The organism is Amycolatopsis acididurans, from assembly GCF_012328925.1.
Lineage (GTDB): Bacteria > Actinomycetota > Actinomycetes > Mycobacteriales > Pseudonocardiaceae > Amycolatopsis_E > Amycolatopsis_E acididurans.
The window spans coordinates 45,908-65,721 of the sequence record NZ_JAAXLS010000029.1 but is presented as its reverse complement, the minus strand read 5'-3'; the positions used below and the strand labels follow the sequence as shown (position 1 = coordinate 65,721).

General features: G+C 70.2%; 19 protein-coding genes. 8 read left to right on the top strand and 11 right to left on the bottom strand.

What is annotated here, in order from left to right:
- Both HFP15_RS29375 and HFP15_RS29370 read right to left on the bottom strand, forming a co-directional pair.
- Window positions 1–963, bottom strand: a complete 963-nt coding sequence (locus HFP15_RS29375; RefSeq protein ID WP_168520011.1) for a PDR/VanB family oxidoreductase — start codon at window positions 961–963, stop codon at window positions 1–3.
- A 1-nt stretch (window position 964) separates the two neighbouring features.
- On the bottom strand, window positions 965–2,020 hold the full coding sequence (locus HFP15_RS29370) for a Rieske 2Fe-2S domain-containing protein (protein WP_168520010.1): 1,056 nt from the start codon (window positions 2,018–2,020) through the stop codon (window positions 965–967).
- Window positions 2,021–2,195: 175 nt separating this feature from the next.
- On the opposite strand from HFP15_RS29370, the gene HFP15_RS29365 reads away from it, so the two are divergent.
- Window positions 2,196–2,912, top strand: coding sequence for an alpha/beta hydrolase (locus HFP15_RS29365; protein WP_168520009.1), 717 nt, complete (start codon window positions 2,196–2,198; stop codon window positions 2,910–2,912).
- Between the two features lie 3 nt (window positions 2,913–2,915).
- Here the strand turns inward: HFP15_RS29365 and HFP15_RS43990 are convergent, their stop codons facing one another.
- Window positions 2,916–3,713 carry a PaaX family transcriptional regulator gene (locus tag HFP15_RS43990; RefSeq protein ID WP_168520008.1) on the bottom strand — a complete coding sequence of 266 codons (798 nt, stop codon included), beginning with the start codon at window positions 3,711–3,713 and terminating at the stop codon, window positions 2,916–2,918.
- Between the two features lie 147 nt (window positions 3,714–3,860).
- Here HFP15_RS43990 and HFP15_RS29355 point away from each other — a divergent pair, with 147 nt between their 5' ends.
- From HFP15_RS29355 to HFP15_RS29325, 7 genes are all read left to right on the top strand, one after another.
- Complete coding sequence (locus HFP15_RS29355; RefSeq protein ID WP_168520007.1) at window positions 3,861–6,320, top strand: DOMON domain-containing protein; 2,460 nt, start codon at window positions 3,861–3,863, stop codon at window positions 6,318–6,320.
- A gap of 122 nt (window positions 6,321–6,442) precedes the next feature.
- Entirely contained in the window at window positions 6,443–7,756 is a 1,314-nt protein-coding gene (locus HFP15_RS29350) for an MFS transporter (RefSeq protein ID WP_168520006.1), read from the top strand.
- Entirely contained in the window at window positions 7,756–9,318 is a 1,563-nt protein-coding gene (locus tag HFP15_RS29345; RefSeq protein ID WP_168520005.1) for an FAD-dependent monooxygenase, read from the top strand. The genes HFP15_RS29350 and HFP15_RS29345 overlap by 1 nt, the downstream gene beginning before the upstream one ends.
- Window positions 9,319–9,320: 2 nt before the next feature.
- Window positions 9,321–11,387 (top strand): acetate--CoA ligase family protein, encoded by a 2,067-nt coding sequence (locus HFP15_RS29340; RefSeq protein WP_168520027.1) that lies wholly within the window; start codon window positions 9,321–9,323, stop codon window positions 11,385–11,387.
- On the top strand, window positions 11,368–13,044 hold the full coding sequence (locus HFP15_RS29335) for a (2,3-dihydroxybenzoyl)adenylate synthase (protein WP_168520004.1): 1,677 nt from the start codon (window positions 11,368–11,370) through the stop codon (window positions 13,042–13,044). The genes HFP15_RS29340 and HFP15_RS29335 overlap by 20 nt, the downstream gene beginning before the upstream one ends.
- 303 nt (window positions 13,045–13,347) lie before the next feature.
- Window positions 13,348–13,533 carry a hypothetical protein gene (locus HFP15_RS29330; protein ID WP_168520003.1) on the top strand — a complete coding sequence of 62 codons (186 nt, stop codon included), beginning with the start codon at window positions 13,348–13,350 and terminating at the stop codon, window positions 13,531–13,533.
- 393 nt (window positions 13,534–13,926) lie between these two features.
- Window positions 13,927–14,442: a hypothetical protein gene (locus tag HFP15_RS29325; RefSeq protein ID WP_168520002.1), complete on the top strand. Its 516-nt coding sequence runs from the start codon at window positions 13,927–13,929 to the stop codon at window positions 14,440–14,442.
- 7 nt (window positions 14,443–14,449) lie between these two features.
- Here HFP15_RS29325 and HFP15_RS29320 read toward each other — a convergent pair whose 3' ends face one another.
- The 8 genes from HFP15_RS29320 to HFP15_RS29285 form a co-directional block, all read right to left on the bottom strand.
- Complete coding sequence (locus tag HFP15_RS29320) at window positions 14,450–15,346, bottom strand: hypothetical protein (RefSeq protein ID WP_168520001.1); 897 nt, start codon at window positions 15,344–15,346, stop codon at window positions 14,450–14,452.
- A gap of 69 nt (window positions 15,347–15,415) precedes the next feature.
- Window positions 15,416–15,754 (bottom strand): hypothetical protein, encoded by a 339-nt coding sequence (locus HFP15_RS29315; RefSeq protein ID WP_168520000.1) that lies wholly within the window; start codon window positions 15,752–15,754, stop codon window positions 15,416–15,418.
- Window positions 15,755–15,933: 179 nt separating this feature from the next.
- Window positions 15,934–16,374 carry a copper-binding protein gene (locus HFP15_RS29310; RefSeq protein WP_168519999.1) on the bottom strand — a complete coding sequence of 147 codons (441 nt, stop codon included), beginning with the start codon at window positions 16,372–16,374 and terminating at the stop codon, window positions 15,934–15,936.
- Between the two features lie 287 nt (window positions 16,375–16,661).
- Window positions 16,662–17,165 (bottom strand): hypothetical protein, encoded by a 504-nt coding sequence (locus tag HFP15_RS29305; RefSeq protein WP_210718030.1) that lies wholly within the window; start codon window positions 17,163–17,165, stop codon window positions 16,662–16,664.
- Between the two features lie 323 nt (window positions 17,166–17,488).
- Window positions 17,489–17,764 (bottom strand): hypothetical protein, encoded by a 276-nt coding sequence (locus tag HFP15_RS29300; RefSeq protein WP_168519998.1) that lies wholly within the window; start codon window positions 17,762–17,764, stop codon window positions 17,489–17,491.
- Window positions 17,761–18,480 (bottom strand): helix-turn-helix transcriptional regulator, encoded by a 720-nt coding sequence (locus HFP15_RS29295; RefSeq protein ID WP_312871805.1) that lies wholly within the window; start codon window positions 18,478–18,480, stop codon window positions 17,761–17,763. The genes HFP15_RS29300 and HFP15_RS29295 overlap by 4 nt, the downstream gene beginning before the upstream one ends.
- A gap of 174 nt (window positions 18,481–18,654) precedes the next feature.
- A complete protein-coding gene (locus HFP15_RS29290; RefSeq protein ID WP_168519997.1) occupies window positions 18,655–19,140 on the bottom strand; it encodes a tetratricopeptide repeat protein in 486 nt (161 codons plus the stop codon).
- A gap of 44 nt (window positions 19,141–19,184) precedes the next feature.
- Complete coding sequence (locus HFP15_RS29285) at window positions 19,185–19,691, bottom strand: tetratricopeptide repeat protein (protein ID WP_168519996.1); 507 nt, start codon at window positions 19,689–19,691, stop codon at window positions 19,185–19,187.
- Between the last annotated feature and the right edge of the window lie 123 nt (window positions 19,692–19,814).

Genomic DNA, 19,814 nt, shown 5'->3' with positions numbered 1-19,814 from the left:
TCACAGATCAAGAGTGAGGTGCGTGCCGCGGCACCGAGAGACGCACAGGCACATCGTCTCGCCCGCCGCCTTTTCCTCGTCGGTGAGGTACTGGTCGCGATGATCGACCTCGCCGTCGAGGACACCGGTGACGCAGGTGCCGCAGATGCCCTGTTCGCACGACGAGTCGACATCGATCCCGGCCCGGCCGAGCGCGTCGAGCACGCTGTCGCCGGCGCCGACCTCGACCTCGCGGCCACTGCTGGCGAGCACGACGCGGAATCCGTTGTCGCCGCTGGGAAAAGCCGGAGCGGCGGTGAACCGTTCCTCGTGCAGCGAATCCGGTGGCCAGCCGAGGGCGAGCGCCGTGTCGCGGGCGGCCTGCATGAGAGGTGCCGGTCCGCAGCAGTAGAGGTGTGCGCCGTCGCGGCGCGCGTGGTCGCCGATGAGATCGGCCAGTGCGGCCGCCGTGCTCGCGGGGTCGAGACCCGCGTGCACCCGGCTGTGTGCGCCGAGCCCCGGACCGGTGAGCACGTCGTGGAACGCCGCGTGGTCGACGGACCGGACGAAATGGTGCAGCTCGAACGCGGCCGCCGAGGCCGCGAGGTGACGCGCCATCGCCAGGATGGGGGTGATGCCGATGCCGCCCGCGATGAGCACGTGACCGCGTGCGTCGCCGGCGAGCGGGAACGCGTCGCGCGGCGGGCCGATTTCGAGCATGTCCCGTTCGCGCACGCGATGCATGGCGGCGGAGCCGCCCCGCGACGGTCGTTCCAGCTTCACGGCGATCGTGTAGCCGTCGAGGGTGCCGGGCTCGCACAGGGAGTACTGGCGCACCGGCCCGCCCGGGGTCCACACGTCGATATGACTGCCCGGTGCCGCGAACGGCAGGGCCGCGCCGGAGGGGCGCACGAGCCGGAACATCCGGATGTCGCGGGCCGCGTCCACAATGGATGCCACCTGGACCTTGAACGGTTCGGTCATGTCACCGCCCGTTCGCCGCGGGCGCGTTGTCTTCCCGTTCAGCGGCAAGGAGTTCGTCCATGATGCGATGCCAGCGGACCACACCGGCGTCGGTTTCGAGCAGCACCGGTCGCGGCGCGTCGGCGCCGAACGCCTGGATAGTGCGATGCTGGGCGCGGATCATCGGCTCGTCCTGTTCTTCGAAGGCGAACCGGCGCATGTCGGAGACCTTGAGCCGGACGCCGGAGGACTCGGTGCCGGGCTGGATTCCCCACCGCGCCGCGGCGGTGTGGTAGTGCGTCGTGGTGGCGGTTTCCGGGGTGAGGATGTGCGTGCCGAAGTAGCCCGTACCCTCCTCCTTCGGCCGCCCCGGCGGCGTCACTCCGACGTCGAGCAGCAGATGTGACGGCGGATCCCAGCGAAAGTCGGTCCAGGTGTCGACGGGCGCACCGTCGCCGCGGAAGAGCATGTCGAACATGCCTGGCGGCGGTACCGACCTGGCCCAGCGGACGACCCGGATCGTGGTGCCGTCCTGGATCACCTCGGTGGGGACCGGCAGCATCTCGGCGTTGCCGAGCATTCCGTCGTGCAGGAAGCTCGTGTGGCTGCAGTCGAGCAGGTTGTCGATGATCAGGTCGTAGGGCGCGTCCATGACCAGGTGGTCGCGACGGGTGACCTGCGCGTCGTCGTCGAGCCGCGCGAAGTCGGGAATGAGGGCCGGGTCCGGCTCCTTGTCGCCGGCCCAGTACCAGACTCCGCCGAATCGCTCCACGACCGGATGGCTGCGTACCAGCGCCGCGCGCGGGATCCGGCCCGCGCCATGGGGATTGCGCACGCACGTACCCGCCGAGTCGAACTCCAGGCCGTGATAGCCGCAGCGCAGCCTGCCGCCGTCGAGCTTTCCCATCGACAGCGGTGCGAACCGGTGCGGACAGCGGTCGTCCAGGGCTACGACCGTGCCATCGGTGTCGCGGAAGAACACGAGCGGCCGCTCCAGCAGCGTCCGCGGAAACAGCTTGCCGTCCTTGATGTCTTCGGACCATGCCGCCAGATACCAGGTGTTTCGCAGGTAGTCCACGCTGACCAAATCCTTCGTGCCCGTCGGTCGAAATTATTTACCAAACCGTACAGTTCAGTAATCATGCGGCGGCCCTCGTCGGCCTGTCAAGGATCAAGTGTCAATCTGTTGACGGACGTTGTCTCGAAGTAGCACTATCTGTGTGCCGCGTCCTGCTGCGATCGAAGGAGCTCGCATGTCCGCAACATTCGTTCTCGTCACCGGCGCCTGGCACGGCGGCTGGGCCTGGCGCCCCGTCGCACGGCATCTCCGTAGTGCCGGCTGCCGGGTGTTCACACCGACGCTGCCCGGCCTGCGTGACGGCGACGACCCGACCGTGCACACGTTGACCGACGTCATCGACTCGGTGGTCGGCCTCGTCGAGCGGGAGGATCTGCACGACGTCACGCTGCTGGGCCACAGCTGGGGTGGTTACGTGATCACCGGCGCGGCGCACCGGCTCGCGTCACGGCTGCGCAGGCTCGTGTACTGGAGCGCGTTCGTGCCCGCCGAGGGCCGGACCCTCTACGACGAGGTTCCGCCGCACTACCGGGAGCTGTTCGACGCCCAGGCACAGGCCTCGGGAAACAACTCGGTCGAGCTTCCCTTCGAGGTGTGGCAGGCCGGGTTCATGCAGGACGCCTCGGAGCAGGCGCAGCGCCTCGCGCACGGTCTGCTCGTGCCGCAGCCGATGCAGTACTTCACCGCCGCGGTCGAACCGCTCGATCCCGCCCGGCTCGGCGTCGCGGCGACCTACCTGCTCGGTGAGGACGACCGCGCCCTGCCCGAAGGGGAGTACGGGTGGGCGCGGTTCGCCGATCGGCTCGGCGTGGCCCCTGCAGCGGCGCCCGGCAGCCACGAGGCCTGCTTCACGCGGCCCGCCGAGCTCGCCGAAAGCTTCCTGAAGGCCTAGCGATCACAGGCCGGCGACCTCGTCGTAGTACTTCTCGGCCGGCGCGCGCAGCAGTTCGTGGGCTTCCAGGAACAGTTCGTGCGCGTCGCGCCCGACCCAGCCCGCGGGCAGCAGTTCCAGCGGCAGATCGGGGTCCCGGAACGGGAACTTCCGGTAGTCGTAGGTCAGCTGCATGCGTTCGATAAGCGCCGCGCGCGGGCTGAGGTCGCCGGACCGGTAGGCGGACATCCGGGAACGGTAGGTGCGCAGCAGTTCCTTGTAGTCGGCGTTGAGCTCGTCGAGGTCCCAGCAGCGCGCCGCCATCTCCCGGTCGACGGTCAGGCCCGCGGACCGGCAGCGCAACATGTCGAGCCGGATGACGGGCTGGTCGGCGAAGCTCTCCTCGACCTGCTGGAGCCGGTCGTGCGGGCAGATGTAGGTCGAGGCCGCGAGCGGGCCGAAGCCCAGCCAGGCCAGTTCCTTGCGGATGTGGTCCCGCACGCCGCGGTCGGTCTCGGGTACCGAGTAGATGACCATGTACCACTGCCGGTCCCAGTCGCCGCGCACCCGGTCGAAGATGCGCGCCCGGCCTTCGTCGAGCAGGCGCAGGCTCTTCGAGTTCAGCGCGTACAGCGTTTCGCGGCCTTCGCGGCGAGCCTCGAACCAGCCTTCCTTACGCAGCCGCGCGACCACCACACGCACTGTGCTCTCGCCCACCCCGAAGCAGTCCATCAGGGTGCTCAGGGTGCGCAGACGTGCCGCGCCGCCGCGGTAGCGGACGTAATCGCCGAACAGGTCGAAGACGAGCGAACGGGGCTTCACCCCGAGATTGTGTCACGACGATGCCGGTCGATGCGAGAGTGGCGCACTTTCACCCATCTCAGGGATAGTCGCGACTTGACCCCGACTTAACGTGCCGCTTTACTAACGGCCGCGTCAGAGTTGACACACATAGGGCCGGAGGTCCCCATGAACCGAACCACGCCGCGACGGCGTGCTCGTGCGCCCATCCCGTTCGTCGTCGCCGCACTGGTGGCCGGCGGGATCATGGTCGCGCAAGAGACGACCGCGATCGCCGAGGGGGCCGCGCCACCCGGCCCCGCGCTGCTGAACGCGCCGCCGGCGGTGGCTCCGCAACTGGAGAACACGGGCGTCTGGCACGCCGAACCCACCCAGATCTGCATGTCCAGCGCCTACCGCGCGGGGGAGTTCCTCTACCAGGGCTGCCCGTGGGACGACCAGGGCGGCGGTGTCGAGTACTCGTGGCCCGAGAACACGATGCTGCACGATTACACCTATCCGACCGACCCCGCCTACCGGGCCAATGCCGCCGACCTGGTGGAACTGCGCGCCAAACCGCTGCCGGACGCCACCGCGTTCCGCGTCACCTACAACACGATGACCGACCCCGGGCTGGTGGGGACCACCATCGCCATCGGGAATTCGGCCACGCCCCGCGCGGTTCCGCACGGGGCCAACACGGTCATGCCGGCGCAGCTGTTCGTGACCGTGCACGGCTCGGAGGCGGACGTGGTGGACGCGGCCAGCGGCGCCAAGGTCGCCGACGCACCGGTGTCCGTCGACGTCGAGCGCCGTCAGGTCGAGGTCCGGGTCCCGCACTCGGCGTTCGACCCCGGCAGGCAGACCGTGCGGCTCGGCGCCGCGACCGGGCTGTGGGACAAGACCGGCGACCACTACCTCGTGCCGAGGGTGACCGCGGACGCGACCCATCCCGGCGGCGCCCCGGTGGGCGTGGCGCATCCGTCGGCGTTCTTCGATTCCGCGTTCCGCTACGACGAGCCGCTGGACAACGCGTGGCGTGACCGGCTCCAGCTCGCCGCCATCGGCAAGGGTGACCTCAGCCCGTTCTTCGCCGACGTCGACTTCGGCAAGCTCGCCGGCGGCACACGCGACGACATGAACGACAAGCGCGGTGGCGTGCCCACGCACGGCTACATCCAGCGCATCTTCGCCAGCCACTTCGAATCGGCCCAGGGCAGGCGGCTTCCCGGCGATCCCGGACAGCCGCCCACGGGCACCTCGACCCAGCAGGGCGGCCTGCAGATCGGCGGTAAGACCGTCAGCGGCCAGTTCGGCTGGGTGTGCCGCGACGGCTGCGTGCCCGACCTCGCGGGCAGGCTGCAGCGCTACATCATCTACGTTCCGGATCAGCCGGCTCCCGCGACCGGCTACACGTCGATGACCTGGGTGCCGGGCTACGCGCTGACCCCGGGCGACCACGTGCGCGGCGGCAAGGACCTCTACCACTCGGTGGGCGACCGGCCGGACGCGCCGACCGCGGTGATCGCGGTGGACGCGCGCGGCGCGGACAACTGGGCGTACGGCCAGATGGGCGCGAGCGTGTTCGAGTCCATCGCCGACGCCGCCGCGCACTACAAGCTGGACCCCGCCCGGCGCGTGATGGCCGGGTTCTCCAGCGGCGCGTACAGCGCGAACAAGCTGGCGCTGCAGTTCCCCGATGCGTTCAGCAAGGCGTTCATCTGCGACGGCCTGGACGAGGCGCCCTCCTTCCCCGGGGTCAACGGCGTGGCCGACACGCTCCCGGTGGACACGGTCACCCAGCACGAACGCGGGTCGAAACTGACGCCACTGCTGCCGTCGCGGCGCAACCAGCCGGTCATGGAGTGGGCCGGGATGAACGACGACTTCATCCCGTATCCCATCACCCGCGAGCGCGCGAACGCCTATGCCGCTGGCGGTTTCTACGACTACGAGTTCGTCAGCTGGGCCGGTGCGTCGGCCGAGCACATGGTGCAGTGCAACAGCGGCACGTGGGACGTGCTCACCCGCTGGCTCGGTGACGGCTCCGGACCGGGCACGCCGTCGCGGGTGACCTACGTGCGTGATCCGCTGATGGACGATCCCGCGTCCGGGCTGGTCGGGAACAAGGCCTACTGGTTGTCCGGTATCGAGACCCGGAGCACCGACGGCGCGCTCGGCACGATCGACGTGACCTCGCGCGGTTCCGGCCGGGCCGACGCGACCGCGCCCGCCGGCAAGGTCTCCGTCGGGGCGACGTCCGGAACGACGGCACCGGTCAACCCGTACGTGCGGGAGTACCGGCATCTGCCCGCGCAGCCGCACACCGCGGCCGCCGACGAACTGGACATCACGGCCAAGAACATCCGCTCGGTCACGATCGATCCGGCACAGGCCGAAGTGGACTGTTCCGCCAAGCTCAACGTCACCAGTGACGGGCCGGTGCGGGTGACGCTCCTGGGCTGCCCCGGTACGCAGGCCGCGCGCTCGGCGAGCGATGCGGGTACGACGGCCCGGACGGACACGGGCGGCGAGCTGCCGCCGGTTCCGCAGCCTCCGCTGTCGGGCGTGGTGCCACCGTTGCCCTTGCCGCCGACCATGCAGGAACCGCTCCTGCCGTTCGGGCCGGTCGAGCTTCCCCTGCTCTGAACCGGCTCCGGCCAACCGGGCCCGTCTCCGACCGGAGGCGGGCCCGGTTCATATGTGTCATTTCATAGACGACCGTCGTCGCAGTGTTGTAGGCTTTGCGCACGACAAGGAGCGTGGTGCTGATGTCACAGGCGACGAACGCCGCCACGCGATCCGGGCTCACCGTGGTCGCACTTTGCTTCCTCACCATCGTTTTCGATGGCTACGACCTGATCGTCTACGGCTCGGCGCTGCCGAGCCTGCTGGCCGAACCCGGCTGGCACCTCGGCACGGCCGAGGCGGGGGCGATCGGCAGCTACGCGCTGGCCGGCATGCTCATCGGCGCCCTCGGTGCCGGAGCCCTCACCGACGCGCTGGGCCGCCGCCGCATCATGCTGACGGGCATCACGTGGTTCTCGGCGCTGATGATCCTGTGCGCACTGGCCCCGAACCCGCAGCTGCTCGGCCTGCTGCGGTTCCTCGCGGGGGTCGGGCTCGGTGGCGTCGTCCCCAGCGCGATCGCGCTCACCGTGGAGTATGCGCCGCGCGGGCGGCGGCAGCTGTACAACGCGCTGATGTTCGCCGGCTACTCCGTCGGCGGCGTGCTCGCCGCGGTGCTCGCGCTGGCCCTGTTGACCGGCCACGGCTGGCGCCCGCTGTTCGCGATCGGCGCCGCGCCCGTGCTCGTCGTCCTCCCGCTGGCCTGGCGCTTCCTGCCGGAGTCGGCCGGTCACCTGCTCGCGCGAGGCCGGACCGAGCAGGCCCGCCGGCTCGCCGCGCGCTACGGACTCGACCTGCCCGGCGAGCGCGCCGGACGAACCGCGGCGCCCGGGCCACGGCAGCTCTTCCGGCGGGGCAACCTTCGTGCGACCGTGCTTTTCGGAGCGGCCAGCTTCTGCGGCCTGCTGCTCGTCTACGGGCTCAACACCTGGTTGCCGCAGATCATGCGGCAGGCCGGGTACCCGCTCGGTTCGGCGCTGACGTTCCTGCTGGTGCTCAACATCGGCGCCATCGCGGGCACCGTCGCGGCGTCCCTGCTGGCCGACCGGTTCGGCCCCAAACCGGTCACCGTCGGTGCGTTCGTGCTCGCCGCGGGCTGCCTGCTCGTGCTGAGCCAGCGCGCCGGGACCGGTCTGCTGCTGGTCGCGGTGGCGGTCGCCGGCCTGGGTAGCGTCGGCACCCAGATCCTGGTCAACGGCTACGTCGCCGTGCACTACCCGGCACGGATCCGGGCGACCGCGCTGGGCTGGACCCTCGGCGTCGGACGGGCGGGCGCGATCCTCGGGCCGCTGCTGGCCGGCTGGATCTTCGCCGCGGGCTTCGGGTTCGCCTGGAACTTCTACGCCTTCGCGATTCCCGCGCTGGCCGGGGCGCTGCTCACCGCGCTGGTTCCGCGGGCGGCCGCCGGTGCCGCGAGCGCGCAGACTGTTCACGACACGATGGTGAAGGAGAGCTGATGCGAGTCGCTGTCGCTGGAGGAGGTCCGGGTGGCCTGTTCTTCGCCACCTTGATCCGGCGCGCCGACCCGTCCGTCGAGGTGACGGTGTTCGAGCGCAACCGCGCCGACGACACCTTCGGGTTCGGTGTGGTCTTCTCGGACCGGACGCTGGCCGGGATCCACGAGGCCGACCCCGTGCTGCGGGAGGCGCTTTCGGAGCACGGACGGCACTGGGACGACATCGAAGTCCGGCTCAAGGGCGAGCGGATTCGCTGTGGTGGCAACGGAATGGCCGCCATCGTCCGCCGCACCCTGCTCGCGCTGATGCAGGCACGCGCCCGCGACGTCGGGGCCGAGCTGCGCTTCTCCACGGAGGTCACTCTCGACGAACTGGACGGCTACGACCTCGTGGTGGCCGCCGACGGCACCGGCTCGAAGATCCGGGACCAGCTCGACGCCGATCTCGGCATGCGCGTCGAGACCGCGGCCGCGAAGTTCATCTGGTTCGGCACCGACTACCTGTTCGACGGGCTGACCTTCATTCACGAGGGCGGCCCGGACGGGGTGTTCGCCGTGCACGGGTACCCGATCTCCGACGAGGTCTCGACCTTCATCGTCGAGACCGACGAGGAGTCCTGGCGGCGAGCCGGGCTCGACGAGTTCGACACCGCCCAGCCGCCTGGCGTCAGCGACCTGATTTCCCAGCGATACCTGGAAAAGCTGTTCGCCGACCAGATCGAGGGCAAGGGGCTGCTGACCAACAACTCGCGCTGGGGCAACTTCCGCACCCGCCGCACCCGGCGCTGGCATGCCCTCGAGCCCCGCCCGGTCGCGCTGCTGGGCGACGCCGTCCACACGGCACACTTCTCCGTGGGATCCGGCACCAAGATGGCCATGGAGGACGCCGTCGCGCTCTCCCGTGCGCTCGCCGCGCATCCGGACGACCTGGCCGCCGCGCTCGCCGAGTACGAACACGACGCCCAGCCCTCGGTCCGCCGGATCCAGGACGCGGCCCGGCCCAGCCTGGCCTGGTGGGAGCATTTCGGCCGCTACCACGACTTCTTCGAACCGTGGCAGTTCGCCTATCACTTCCTTTCGCGCAGCATCACCGATTCGCGGCTCGCGCGCCGGGCACCGGAGTTCGCCGCGTCCAGCCACGCCGCGTGGGTCCGTACGCACGGAGCGGAACCGCTGGAAACCCCGCTCGAGCTGAGCGGCTGGTCCGCGCCGGGCCGCCGCGTCGAGGTGGTCACCGACGGCAGGCCGGTCGCGGTCCGCGGTTCCCACGACCTGCCGTTGGCAACGCACGGCGCTGGCACGTGGGGCGCGCTCGTCGAGGCCCCGGACACCGAGGACGCACTACCCGAGGTGTACGCGTGGCTCGGCGAACTGGCGCGGCCCGGCGGCCCCGTCCTCGTCGCCGTGCACGGCGGAACCGCGCTGACCCGGACGCTGATCTGCGAGCGCGCGCGCATGTGCGAAGGCCTGCCCGCGCTGCTCATCGAACCCGAATCCGACTCCGACCACGCCGTGACCGCGGTGCTGTCCGGACGCGCCGACCTGGTGGGAGTTCCCGCGTGACCATGACCTCCAACGTCCACGCCCCGGCGGCGGCCGGCCTGACCCCGCTGTTCGCCCCGCGCGGCATCGCGGTCGTCGGCGCGTCCCGCGACCCGGGCAAGCTCGGCGCGGCGCTCGCCCGGTCGCTGAGCGGTTTCGACGGTCACCTCGCGCTGGTCAACAGCCGCGACGGCGGCATGCACGACTCCGTCCGCTCCGCCACCGCCGACGGTCCGGTCGACCTCGCGATGATCTGTGTGCCCGCGCCCTCGTGCGCCGGGGTCCTCGCCGAGGCGGCCGAGGCCGGGGTGCGCGCCGCCGTGGTGTGCGGCGGCGGGTTCGCCGAGGCCGGCGGGCCGGGGCCGGAGTACCAGCGCGCGCTCGCCGAGGTCGTCGCCGGCTGCGGAATCCGCCTGCTCGGCCCCAACACGAGTGGTTTCCTGGCGCCGCACGGTGGTCTCACGGCCAGCTTCGTGCCCGGCGCGGCCCGCGTCGAGCCGGGCAAGGTGGCGGTCGTCGCCGCGAGCGGCGGCGTGAACCACGCGCTGGCGTTCCTGCTCACCGAGGCCGGGCACGGTGTGAGCCTCGCCGTCGGGCTCGGCAACGGGGTGGATGTCACCGCGCCCGACGTGCTCGACTACCTCGCCTCCGACCCGGCCACCGGCGCGGTCGCACTGCACGTCGAGTCCGTCCACGATGGACCCCGGCTCGTCGACGCCGTCCGCAGGCTGGTGCCCACCCGGCCCGTGGTGGCGCTGGTCGTGGGGCAGCACGATGTCGGCGACTTCGCCGCCTCGCACACCGGTGCGCTGGCGACGTCGTGGCGCACCACGCGCGCGGCACTGAGCCAGGCCGGGGCCGTGGTGGTGTCCGACGAGCGCGAACTGGTCGATGCCGTCGGCGCCTTGGCCGTGACGCGGGCGCGCCCCTGCCCGGAGCCCGCGGTCGGCGTCGTCACCGCGCAGGCGGGGCCGGGGCTGCTGCTGCTCGACGACCTGCGCGGGCGCCGGATCCCGGTGCCCGGGCTCGCATCGTCCACACAGGACAGTCTCGCCGAGTTGCTGCCGCCGCTGACCTTCCAGCGCAACCCCGTGGACACCGGCCGCCCGAGCCCCGGTCTCGGCCGGGTGCTGACCACGGTCGCGGCCGACCCGGCCGTCGACGTGATCGCCGGGTACGCGCTGCACGAACCCGACGCGGTCGATCTGGTCGCGGCGGCACGCGAGGCCCGCGCGTCCGGGGTGCCGCTGGTGCTCGGAGTCGGCGGCACGGGTGCCGAAGTCACCACCTGCCGGCGTGCGCTGATCGAGGCCGGGATCGCCGTCGCCAACGATCCGCGCGGTGTCGCCGCCGCGGCCGCCGCCCTCGTCACCGACGCCCGCGCCCGCGCTGTGACCGCCGCGCCGCGCACGGAAGGCCCGGTGCCGGTCACGGTCACCGGTGCCCATGACGAGGACCAGGCCAAGACGCTGCTGGGGCGGCTCGGCATCGCGACCCCGCGCCGCCGTGCCTGCGCCGATCGCGCCGAAGCCCATGCCGCGCTGAAAGAACTGGGCGTACCCGTCGCGGTGAAACTGCTCGACGCCCGCCTCCTGCACAAGACCGAGATCGGCGGCGTTCACCTCGGTGTCGCGACCGCCGAGGACCTCGACGCGGCGCTGGACGCGCTCGAAGCCGTGCACGCGCGGCGTTTTCTCGTCGAGGAGATGGCCGCGCCGGGCGTGGACCTCGTCCTCGGCGTGCGCCGGGATCCCGTCTTCGGCCCGATCGTCCTGTGTGGACTGGGTGGGACGACGGCGGAGGCGCTGGCCGACGTCGCCATCCGGCTCGCGCCCGTCCCGCCGGACGAGGCCGCCGCCATGCCCGGCGAACTCGCGGGCCACGCCCTGCTGGAGGGCTGGCGCGGCGGCCCGGTGCTCGCGCCGCTCGCGCTCGGGGAGGCCGCGGCCGCGCTCGGCGACCTGCTCGACGCCAACCCCGCGCTGGACGAGATCGAAGTGAACCCACTGCGCCTGACCGCGGACGGTCTCGTCGCGCTCGACGCCGTCGTCATCACCAGGGAGGCCGACGATGCCCAGCCCGATCACTGACCACGTTGTGCCCTGGCCGGAAGCCGAAGCGCGCCGGTACGAAGCCGAGGGATACTGGGCGGGTGTCCCGTTAGGACAGCTGCTGCGCGAGGTCGCCGACCGTGCCCCCGACGCGCCCGCGCTCGCCGACCCGGTGGCCGGAATCCGCCTGACCCACCGGGAACTGGCCGACCGCGCCGACGCCGCGGCCGCCCGGCTGCACGGCCTCGGCATCGGCCGCGGCGACCGGATCATCGTGCAGCTCGGCAACGGGTGGGAGTTCGTCGTCCTGACCCTGGCGTGCCTGCGGGCCGGGATCGTGCCGGTGATGGCGCTGCCCGCGCATCGGCGGACCGAACTGGCCTACCTCGCCGCCCACGCCGAGGCGGTCGGGATCGCGGTGCCCGACCGGATGCGCGATTTCGACCATCAGGCGCTCGCCCACGACCTCGCGGGCGAGGTCCAGGCGGTGACCGGGGCCGCGTGGCACGTCCTCGTCGCCGGGGACGAGCTCGCTCCGGGCAGCGTGGATCTGCGCGCGCTCTGCGGGCCGCCGGCCGGCGGGGAGCGGCTCGGCGCCGCGCCGCCGGACGGCCGTGACGTGGCCGTGTTCCTGCTCTCCGGCGGCACCACCGGGCTGCCCAAACTCATCGCGCGCACCCACAACGACTACGCCTACAACGCGCGTGCCAGCGCCGAGATCGCCGGGGTCGACCACACCTCGGTGTATCTGGTGAGCCTGCCCGCCGGCCACAACTTCCCGCTCGCCTGCCCCGGCATTCTCGGCACCCTGCTCGCGGGCGGGTGCGTCGTGATGCTGCCCTCACCCGAACCCGTCCGCGCCTTCGCCACCATCGCCGCCGAAGGTGTCACCCACACCGCCGTGGTCCCGGCCGTCGCGGGACGATGGCTCGAGCACGCCGCCGAGCACGGCGCCGCCGAACTGGCGACGTTGCGTGTGCTGCAGGCCGGGGGAGCGCGCCTGGCCGACGAACTGGCCCGGCGGATCGAACCGGTACTCGGGGCGCGGCTGCAACAGGTGTTCGGCATGGCCGAAGGGCTGCTCAACTACACCCGCCTCGACGATCCCGACGAGGTCGTGTGCACCACGCAGGGCCGCCCGCTGTGTGCCGCCGACGAGGTCCGGATCGTCGACGAACTCGGTCAGGACGTGCCCGGCGGTGAACCGGGTGCCCTGCTCACCCGCGGCCCCTACACCCCGCGCGGCTACTACCGGGCACCCGAACAGAACGCGCGGGCCTTCACCCCCGACGGCTGGTATCGCTCCGGCGACGTCTGCCGCCGCACGGCGGAGGGCAATCTCATCGTCGAAGGCCGCGACAAGGACATGATCAACCGCGGCGGCGAGAAGATCTCGGCCGAGGAGGTGGAAAACCTCATCTATCAGCTGCCCGCCGTCAGTCAGGTCGCCGCGGTCGCCATGCCGGACCCGGCCCTCGGCGAACGCGTCTGCGTCTACGTCGTGCCCCGCCCGTCGGCGACGGTGACCCTCGACGAGATCCGGGACGCGATGGACCACGCCGGCGTCGCCCGGTTCAAGCTGCCCGAACACCTGGAGATCGTCGACCGGATCCCGATGACGAAGGTCGGCAAGATCGACAAAAAGGCTCTGCGGCAGGACATCGCGCGCCGTCTCGACAGCAGCGTGACGACCTGAACGCCGGAGGGAAGCCTCAGGCCGGCGGAGCTCCCAGCGTCTCGATTCCGTACCGGCGGCTGGTCTCGGTCAGCGCGGCGACATCGGGCTGCTCGGGCGGTGGGAGCCCCGGCCCGTCCGGACGGCGGCCGAGTCCGGCGACGAATCTGGAATCTGCGGTTGATCAGGTCCGTGACCGCCTGCCGGCTCCATACTTGGGCCGATCGCGGCCGGTGTCGATGTGGTCGTGATCCGCACGACCTCTGCCTGCTGTGTCACCGACAACGCCGTCTGTTCGCCCGACCGGAGGCCACGCTTGCGCTCGTGGAAGGAGCCTTCACCGCGAGCGCGGTAGGCGTGGGCCCACGCCTACCGCTGATACTCACTCTGCTCGGTGTCGCCGCGCTGGCGCTGCCGATGCCGGTGTTCGGCGCGAGGCTGCTGAGTTTCGTCACTCTCGACGGCGTACTCGTCGCATTCAAGCGCCGGGTCCGCGGACCACCGGTGTAGGTGTAACCGAGAAATGAAGCGCTCGTTCAATACGGATTACCGGAAGCGCCGAAGAGGATTTCGAAACGGTGATTTCCCGGTGGGGTCGACGCGTTCCGCTCGAGCGCTGAGGGAAATGTACCACAATCCCACCGGTGTTCGCGGTCGTCTCCTGGGGGCGCTCGCCGCAGGCCAGGTATGTTGCACGTGTAGGGTTTCCGGTGCGGCGAGCGCGTAACCTATTTCACCGGACGTCCGGGAATCCGCCTGTTTCTCGAATGTAAAACATGATGGCGGCCGCATTTCGGGCCGGTCGATCGCGGACTGGTCAACTACTGGGGCGTCGTGCCAGGATGGCCCCGCTTGCCAATTTCTGTGCGCCCGCTGGCCGGATCAAGTGAGAAAGACAGGGCAATGAGTGTGATAGCGAAGGCGGGAACATCCACGGCGGCTCTTCTCGCGGCGGCGTCGTGTGTGTGGGCTTTGGGCACCGTGGTGCGCGGGGAAGGCGCGGAGCCCGGGGCGCAGGCGATCGAGGCCGCCGTGCCGCTGCCCGGCGCGGCGCGCCCCGTCGCCCCGGCACCGCCGATCGTGACGCCACCACCGCCGCCGGCTTTCGTGAACCCGGCTTCTCCGGCGGCGCCGAGTGCCGCTCGCGGCGTCGCAAGTCCCGTCCCCGTGGGCAGATCCTCGGTTCCCGCGCCTGCGGTGCCGCTCCCGTTCCCGGGGCCGAGTGAGACCGTGCCGATGACAAGCCCGGAGGTGCCCGCCCCGACCACGGCCGAACCGCCGCCGACCTCGATGCCGGAAGACCCGTCCGCGCCGGTCACCAGCGAGCCGCCCGCACCGGCTCCTTCGCCGGAACCCGCGCCCGCCTGCGATGGTCTGCTGGGTGCGGTGCTGTGCGCCGTGCTCGGTCTCGTGACCTGAGCGCGTTCTAGTACTTCCAGCGGTTGTAGCTGCCGTCGCGCTGGCAGGTGATCATGGCCCCGTTGGTCGCGGTGGTCGTGACGCCGAGGTTGGCTTTGCTGCAGAACTCCCCGGCGTGGTACCTGCCCGCGAGCGGGTCGCTCGGCGCCGGGGTGTTCTGCTGGACCGGCGCCTGGGTCGGTGCCGCGGTCGGTGCGGGCGGCGGTGTGCTTGCAGTCGTGGCCGGGGTGTTGAGCCCGAGTACGGTTTCGGCGGTGGTCCAGTCGGTGGCGATGGCGTGCTGGGCGGCGGCGAGGGTGATCTGGTGGCCGCAGACGGCGTGGTTGAGCGCGTTCTCCACCGCGTCCTTGGCGTTGGGGCTCTGGCCGTTGCCGAACTCGGGCCACATGTTCTGGGGATCGGTGGGGTTGCCGCCGAGTTCGAGCGGAATGAGGTGGTCTTCCTCGTAATCGGCCGGCTGCCCGTCGGGGTAGCCGTAGGCGACGATCTGCCGGGCTTTGAGCGGGTCGGTGTATGACGCGGGTGGCCGCACCTTGTCGGTCCAGCCGGGCGCGCAGATGGTGTCGGCGATGCTGTCCGGCGTGACGTCGGCGTTGGTCGAGCCTGGAGTGCAAGTCGCGTCGGGCAACGGCTGGCCGTTGTCGCTTCGCGCGTGACAGCTCGGCGTCGGCGCCGGCGCACTCGTGGTGGTGCTGGGTGTGGGGGCGGCGACGTTCGCGCGTTGCTGGGTCGTCCTGGCGCTCGCGACGGCGAGCGCGACGAAGACGACCAGCCACGCGAGGGCGATCATGCCTACCGCACGCAGCGGACGGCGGCGGCCACGGAACCAGCGGCGCACGGAGGGAACGAATACCGCGACGATCGCGGCCAGCACGGTGAGGACTAGATACAGAGCTGCGGCCATGGGATTGGTGCTCCTGGCTGAAATCCCGGGTGAGTGTCGCGTGAACGATCGAGCCGATCGCGGCACGCGTTAACGGCCGTGACCATCTCGATATCGGACACGCGAATGCTCGCGAGCGGCGATAACGGAGAAGGCCGTTGGTGCGACTGCAGTAAATGTGTGGAGGAAAATGTGGTGCACGCTGTCGGGAGCCGTGCTGATCCTCGGCGCGGCCGCGTGCGGTTCCTCGCCCGGTGGTGCTCCGCCTGCGCAGCCGATAGTCGCGACGTCGTCAGTTGCGCCACCGGCTCCGACGACATCGGTAGCACCATCGCCGTCGTCGAGCAGCGCGCCGGCCACTTCGCGCACGCGGGTCTCGACCGCGACATCGAAACCGCCCACCACACAGCGCCGGTCGACCGTGGACAACGGACCGGGATGTGGGCTACGGGCGGTCAACGCGGGCAAGTTCAACCCGCGGTGTGCCGAGTACCAGGGCTACCTCGATCCCGGAGGCGCGGGCAGAGGGCCGACCTCGGGCGATATCCAGCGTCAATGGGGTTGTCAGCAGGGCTACATACCCAAGAGCCAATGCTGACCGGCGCCCGCTAATAGCCGCTGGGCGAGGACGGTGCGGGTCCTCCGCCGGTGGTGACGGTCAGGTCCATGCCGAGACCCTTGTGCCCGTCGATGGGGCACCACAGCTCGTAGCTGCCCGTGCCGAGCGTGACGGTCAGGGTGGCGGACTGACCGGGCTGCAGGGTTCCCGGCGTGCGCTGGTTCACCACGCCGGGCCCGTTGATCTCCAGCGCGTGTGGCGTCTTGCCCGAGTTGACGGCGTTGAACGTGTATTTACCGGGCGTGAACGACGTTTGGGACAGGGCGATGTGGTAGTCCGTCATCGTCGCGGTGACCGACGTTCCCGCCGGGGCCGCCGCCGACGTGGGAGGACTCGACGGCGTGGTGCCCCCGCAGGCGGCGGCGAAAACGGCGGCCGTCCCGATAGCCAGGGCGTGAGCCCCGTGCCGCGCGGCGCGTCGGATGCTCATGGTCAGCCTCCTTCGACGTGGGCCTGACCGGCTATGCAACGACAGTACTCCCGCCCTGCCGCGGTAGCGACGATCCGGAACACACGAAAAGTAGCTGGCGCAGTGCCGTTGTCACGTGGGAGGAAACGAGGTGCTCCTTTCCTCTGGCGGCGCGACCCGCCTCTCGGCGCCGCTTCCCTTGCGTGTTTGCCGACTCACCGCCAGTTGACTCAGCTGTCCATTGTGGATTATGCCTTCGAAACCGAACGCTGGAGCGGCGCGCTCGGCGTCACTCCAGCGGGCTGCGGCTAACAGGCGCCCCGGACGTTGGGCAGCAGGCATCCCGAGCTGAATGTTCCGGTGACGGGTGTGCTCACATCGTTGGTCGTGTCGGTGAGCGTGACGTTGGTGTAGCTCACTTGGGCGACCTGCAGGCTCTGCCCGGGCGGGCAGGTCAGCGTGGTGGACGGCGGCGACACGGTCAACGAGGCTGTGACCTGGCCGTTCTTGCCCGAGTTGAAGGTGCCGGGGGCCGTGACCGGTCCCGCGGCCTCGGTCTTGTTCGACGCGGAGGGGTTGGCGCCACCGTGGTTGACACAGACGTAGGTGGCTCTCGCGTCGGCAGTGAGCAGATAATCGATGTTCTGGTTCGTACCCAGTCCTGCTTCCTTGAACGCCACAGTCAGGGTGCCGTCGGAATTCAGCGTGCCGTCGGCTCTGATGAAGTGGGGACTGACGGCTTGCGCGGGCAGCGTGGTCAGTAGCGCGAGCAGCAGCGGCAGGCCGAGGATCACCAGAAGTCGCTTTTTCATGTGATCATTCCTTCTTTCTCGCCGGCCCCCGATTCGAAGACAGCCCGGCAGACACTGCCGGCGCACGACCGGAAAATGATCTCACATTCTTCGCGATCTGTTAGGGGAAATTCTCTTACCGAATGGGTGTTAATGGACGGTGCCATGTGGACCAATGGTGGCCTGCCAGGGTTCCAGTGTGGACCCACCATTTTCGGCGTCAACGCGCATCTCACCCGTTCGGGTGCCGCAGTTCGTTCCCCGGGATTCATGCACGATTCCGGAACCGTTCGGGTGAGCGATTCGCCAGCGCTCAGTGGTCCATTGTGCTCAGCTGCCGGCCGTCACGCGGTGCCCCCGGAAGGGTGGCGCTGAGCGCGGATGGTGAGCGGGATTTCCCCGAGGTGCCCGCAGTACTCGACGCGGCCGTCCGGGGCCGCGCACCGTGGTTCGAGGCCGAGCAGTTCGGCCCATTTTCCAGCGGTGGACGGATCGCCGTTGGCGGGGCTGCCGACGAGGCCGCGGTCGAGGTCCCAGCACAGGGACGGGCAGCCGTACTGGTCGCCGAGATCGTTGAGTATCTCGCCGACGTCGCTTCGGAGGATGTCTCGCCAGTTCATCCGGGCTCCCGTGCGGTCGCGGAGGTGCGGTGGCGGAGTTCGACGCAGCATTCGCCGGCCGCGGGCGAGAGCACCGCGTCGAGTGTGCGCTCGACCTGCAGTCCTTCGGTCAGCCCGTTGACGAAGGCGAGATTGAGCCCGCAGACGAACTCGGGTTCCCTGGCGGCGATCGGGTGGAAGGGGCAGTTGCCAAGGCGGAGACAGTCGCGGGCGGGCCGGACGGGTTCGAAACCGTGCTGGTCGAGGATTTCCTCGGTCAACGTCAGCGCCCGCTCCGGACCGAGCCGGCCGGGGCGCCGGCGTTCCCGCTCCGTGGTGCCCAGCGAGACTCCCCGCTCGTGCGAGACGCGCATCGTGGCGTCGCGGGCATCCACGTCGGCGTTGGCGGCCAGCAGCGCCTCGACGAGGATGTCGGCGAGCAGCTTGTAGTTGCGCGGCGGGATGCTGACCTGGATCGCGTTCTCGACCGGCTCGTAGACCTTGGGCTTGCGGCCGACAACCCGGCGTCCGCTTTCGAACCGGGACCGCAGGAGCCCGGCGTCGACGAGTTTGTCCAGGTGGAACGCCGCGAGCTTGCGCGAAATCCCCGCAGCGTCGGCGGCCTCGTCCCTGGTGACCGGCCGCCGGGCATCGCGCACCAATGTGTACAGGCTGCGGCGCAGCTTCTCTCCCAGGACGGCGACAGCGTCCAGGGCCTCGTCTTCAAGACCACTCACGCCGCCCACATTAAGGCCAAGCCGACGGTCCACCTAGTTAAAAGCATGCTACGAGCTGCGTACATGCCTCTCACGGCTGAATATGACCAACGCCGGTTAGCTGAATGGGGGTGTCGAGCCGGCTGCGGCGAGCAGCCTGGAGTGGCGCCACTCCTCGACTCGCCCGCGTCGGCCCTAAGGTTCGGTGGTGGCCGCGTCGCCTCTTGCCGCGTCGTCGAGGGCGGCACGGCTTTCGATCGTGTGGGGGTGCGTCTCGCCGAGTATTCGCCGCCGAGCGTCGAGTACCGCTCGGTGGTCGGCCACCGCGGCGGCGGAGTCGCCGAGCCGGTGCCGCAGCTGGGCCATCTCGTAGCGGATGTCCAGTGTCCACGGGTGTTGCTCGCCATGTCGTGCCGCGAATTCGGGAAGCAGTTCGGCCCAGTGGCGCATGGCGTCTTCGTGCTGTCCCCGTTCAGTCGCCGCCGCGGCTAATGTGGAGCGGAAGGTCAGGGACGTTCTCGTGTCCATTTCCGCGGCTTCACAGGTCAGCGCGGCCGAGGAAAGCTCGCGCTCAGCATCGTCGAGTTTGCCGGCCTTCACGAGAGCTTCGGCGAGCGCGATCCGCAGGAGTACGGTCTGTCGGGGGCTGATTCCCGGTACACGATCAGTGCATTCGATCACCTGTCGCGCCAGGGGCACCGCGTCGGCCGCTTGTCCTGCGGCGGTCAGTGCTTCGGCCAGGAGGATACGAGCGCGAAGGGTGTGCCGGCTCGTGTCTCCCCAACGTTGGTGACACTCTCTCTCTCGATCGCGCGCAACTCATCGACTGCGTCGGAGTACTCGCCGCGGTGCAGTCGTATATGCGCTAGCTCACGTCGCGCGTGCAGCAAACCCATCCGAAACGGAGGGCTCATCGGGTCGTAGGTGGCGACAATTTCGCGCAGCAGCGTTTCCGCGCCCGGCCAATCGCCGCGATCGAGGAGAGTGAGGTATAGGCCTGTGGCCGCATCGAGCGCGAAGCCCTGATCTCGCGTGGTTCGCCTGTGCTCGCCGAGCATTGCTCGGTAGGCATCCTCGGCCTGCTGAAAATGGCCCGCCTCGCGGAGCGAATGGGCGATCCGCAGACGGCTGTGCACGCTGCCAACACGACGGATACAGGCCCGTCGGCGCAGATACCACACTAGTAAAGCCGTGATCATGAGGAGGAGACCGGCGACGGTTCCGGCGGTCATCCAGGCCTTCCCGGCGAGTTGGTCTGCCGCGAGAACCACTGCCCACCCCCGCCTTCCGTGTGTCCACGCGGGACAGAACCTACCGCGCCTGACGGCCTAAGTATCGATCACGCGGCGCCACTC

What these genes read in the sequence shown, in the direction of transcription:
- HFP15_RS29375 (WP_168520011.1), bottom strand. Translation starts at nt 963, where the DNA reads ATGACCGAACCGTTCAAGGTCCAGGTGGCATCCATTGTGGACGCGGCC.
- HFP15_RS29365 (WP_168520009.1), top strand. Translation starts at nt 2,196, where the DNA reads ATGTCCGCAACATTCGTTCTCGTCACCGGCGCCTGGCACGGCGGCTGG.
- HFP15_RS29355 (WP_168520007.1), top strand. Translation starts at nt 3,861, where the DNA reads ATGAACCGAACCACGCCGCGACGGCGTGCTCGTGCGCCCATCCCGTTC.
- HFP15_RS29350 (WP_168520006.1), top strand. Translation starts at nt 6,443, where the DNA reads ATGTCACAGGCGACGAACGCCGCCACGCGATCCGGGCTCACCGTGGTC.
- HFP15_RS29345 (WP_168520005.1), top strand. Translation starts at nt 7,756, where the DNA reads ATGCGAGTCGCTGTCGCTGGAGGAGGTCCGGGTGGCCTGTTCTTCGCC.
- HFP15_RS29340 (WP_168520027.1), top strand. Translation starts at nt 9,321, where the DNA reads ATGACCTCCAACGTCCACGCCCCGGCGGCGGCCGGCCTGACCCCGCTG.
- HFP15_RS29335 (WP_168520004.1), top strand. Translation starts at nt 11,368, where the DNA reads ATGCCCAGCCCGATCACTGACCACGTTGTGCCCTGGCCGGAAGCCGAA.
- HFP15_RS29325 (WP_168520002.1), top strand. Translation starts at nt 13,927, where the DNA reads ATGAGTGTGATAGCGAAGGCGGGAACATCCACGGCGGCTCTTCTCGCG.
- HFP15_RS29320 (WP_168520001.1), bottom strand. Translation starts at nt 15,346, where the DNA reads ATGGCCGCAGCTCTGTATCTAGTCCTCACCGTGCTGGCCGCGATCGTC.
- HFP15_RS29310 (WP_168519999.1), bottom strand. Translation starts at nt 16,374, where the DNA reads ATGAGCATCCGACGCGCCGCGCGGCACGGGGCTCACGCCCTGGCTATC.
- HFP15_RS29305 (WP_210718030.1), bottom strand. Translation starts at nt 17,165, where the DNA reads ATGAAAAAGCGACTTCTGGTGATCCTCGGCCTGCCGCTGCTGCTCGCG.
- HFP15_RS29300 (WP_168519998.1), bottom strand. Translation starts at nt 17,764, where the DNA reads ATGAACTGGCGAGACATCCTCCGAAGCGACGTCGGCGAGATACTCAAC.
- HFP15_RS29285 (WP_168519996.1), bottom strand. Translation starts at nt 19,691, where the DNA reads ATGACCGCCGGAACCGTCGCCGGTCTCCTCCTCATGATCACGGCTTTA.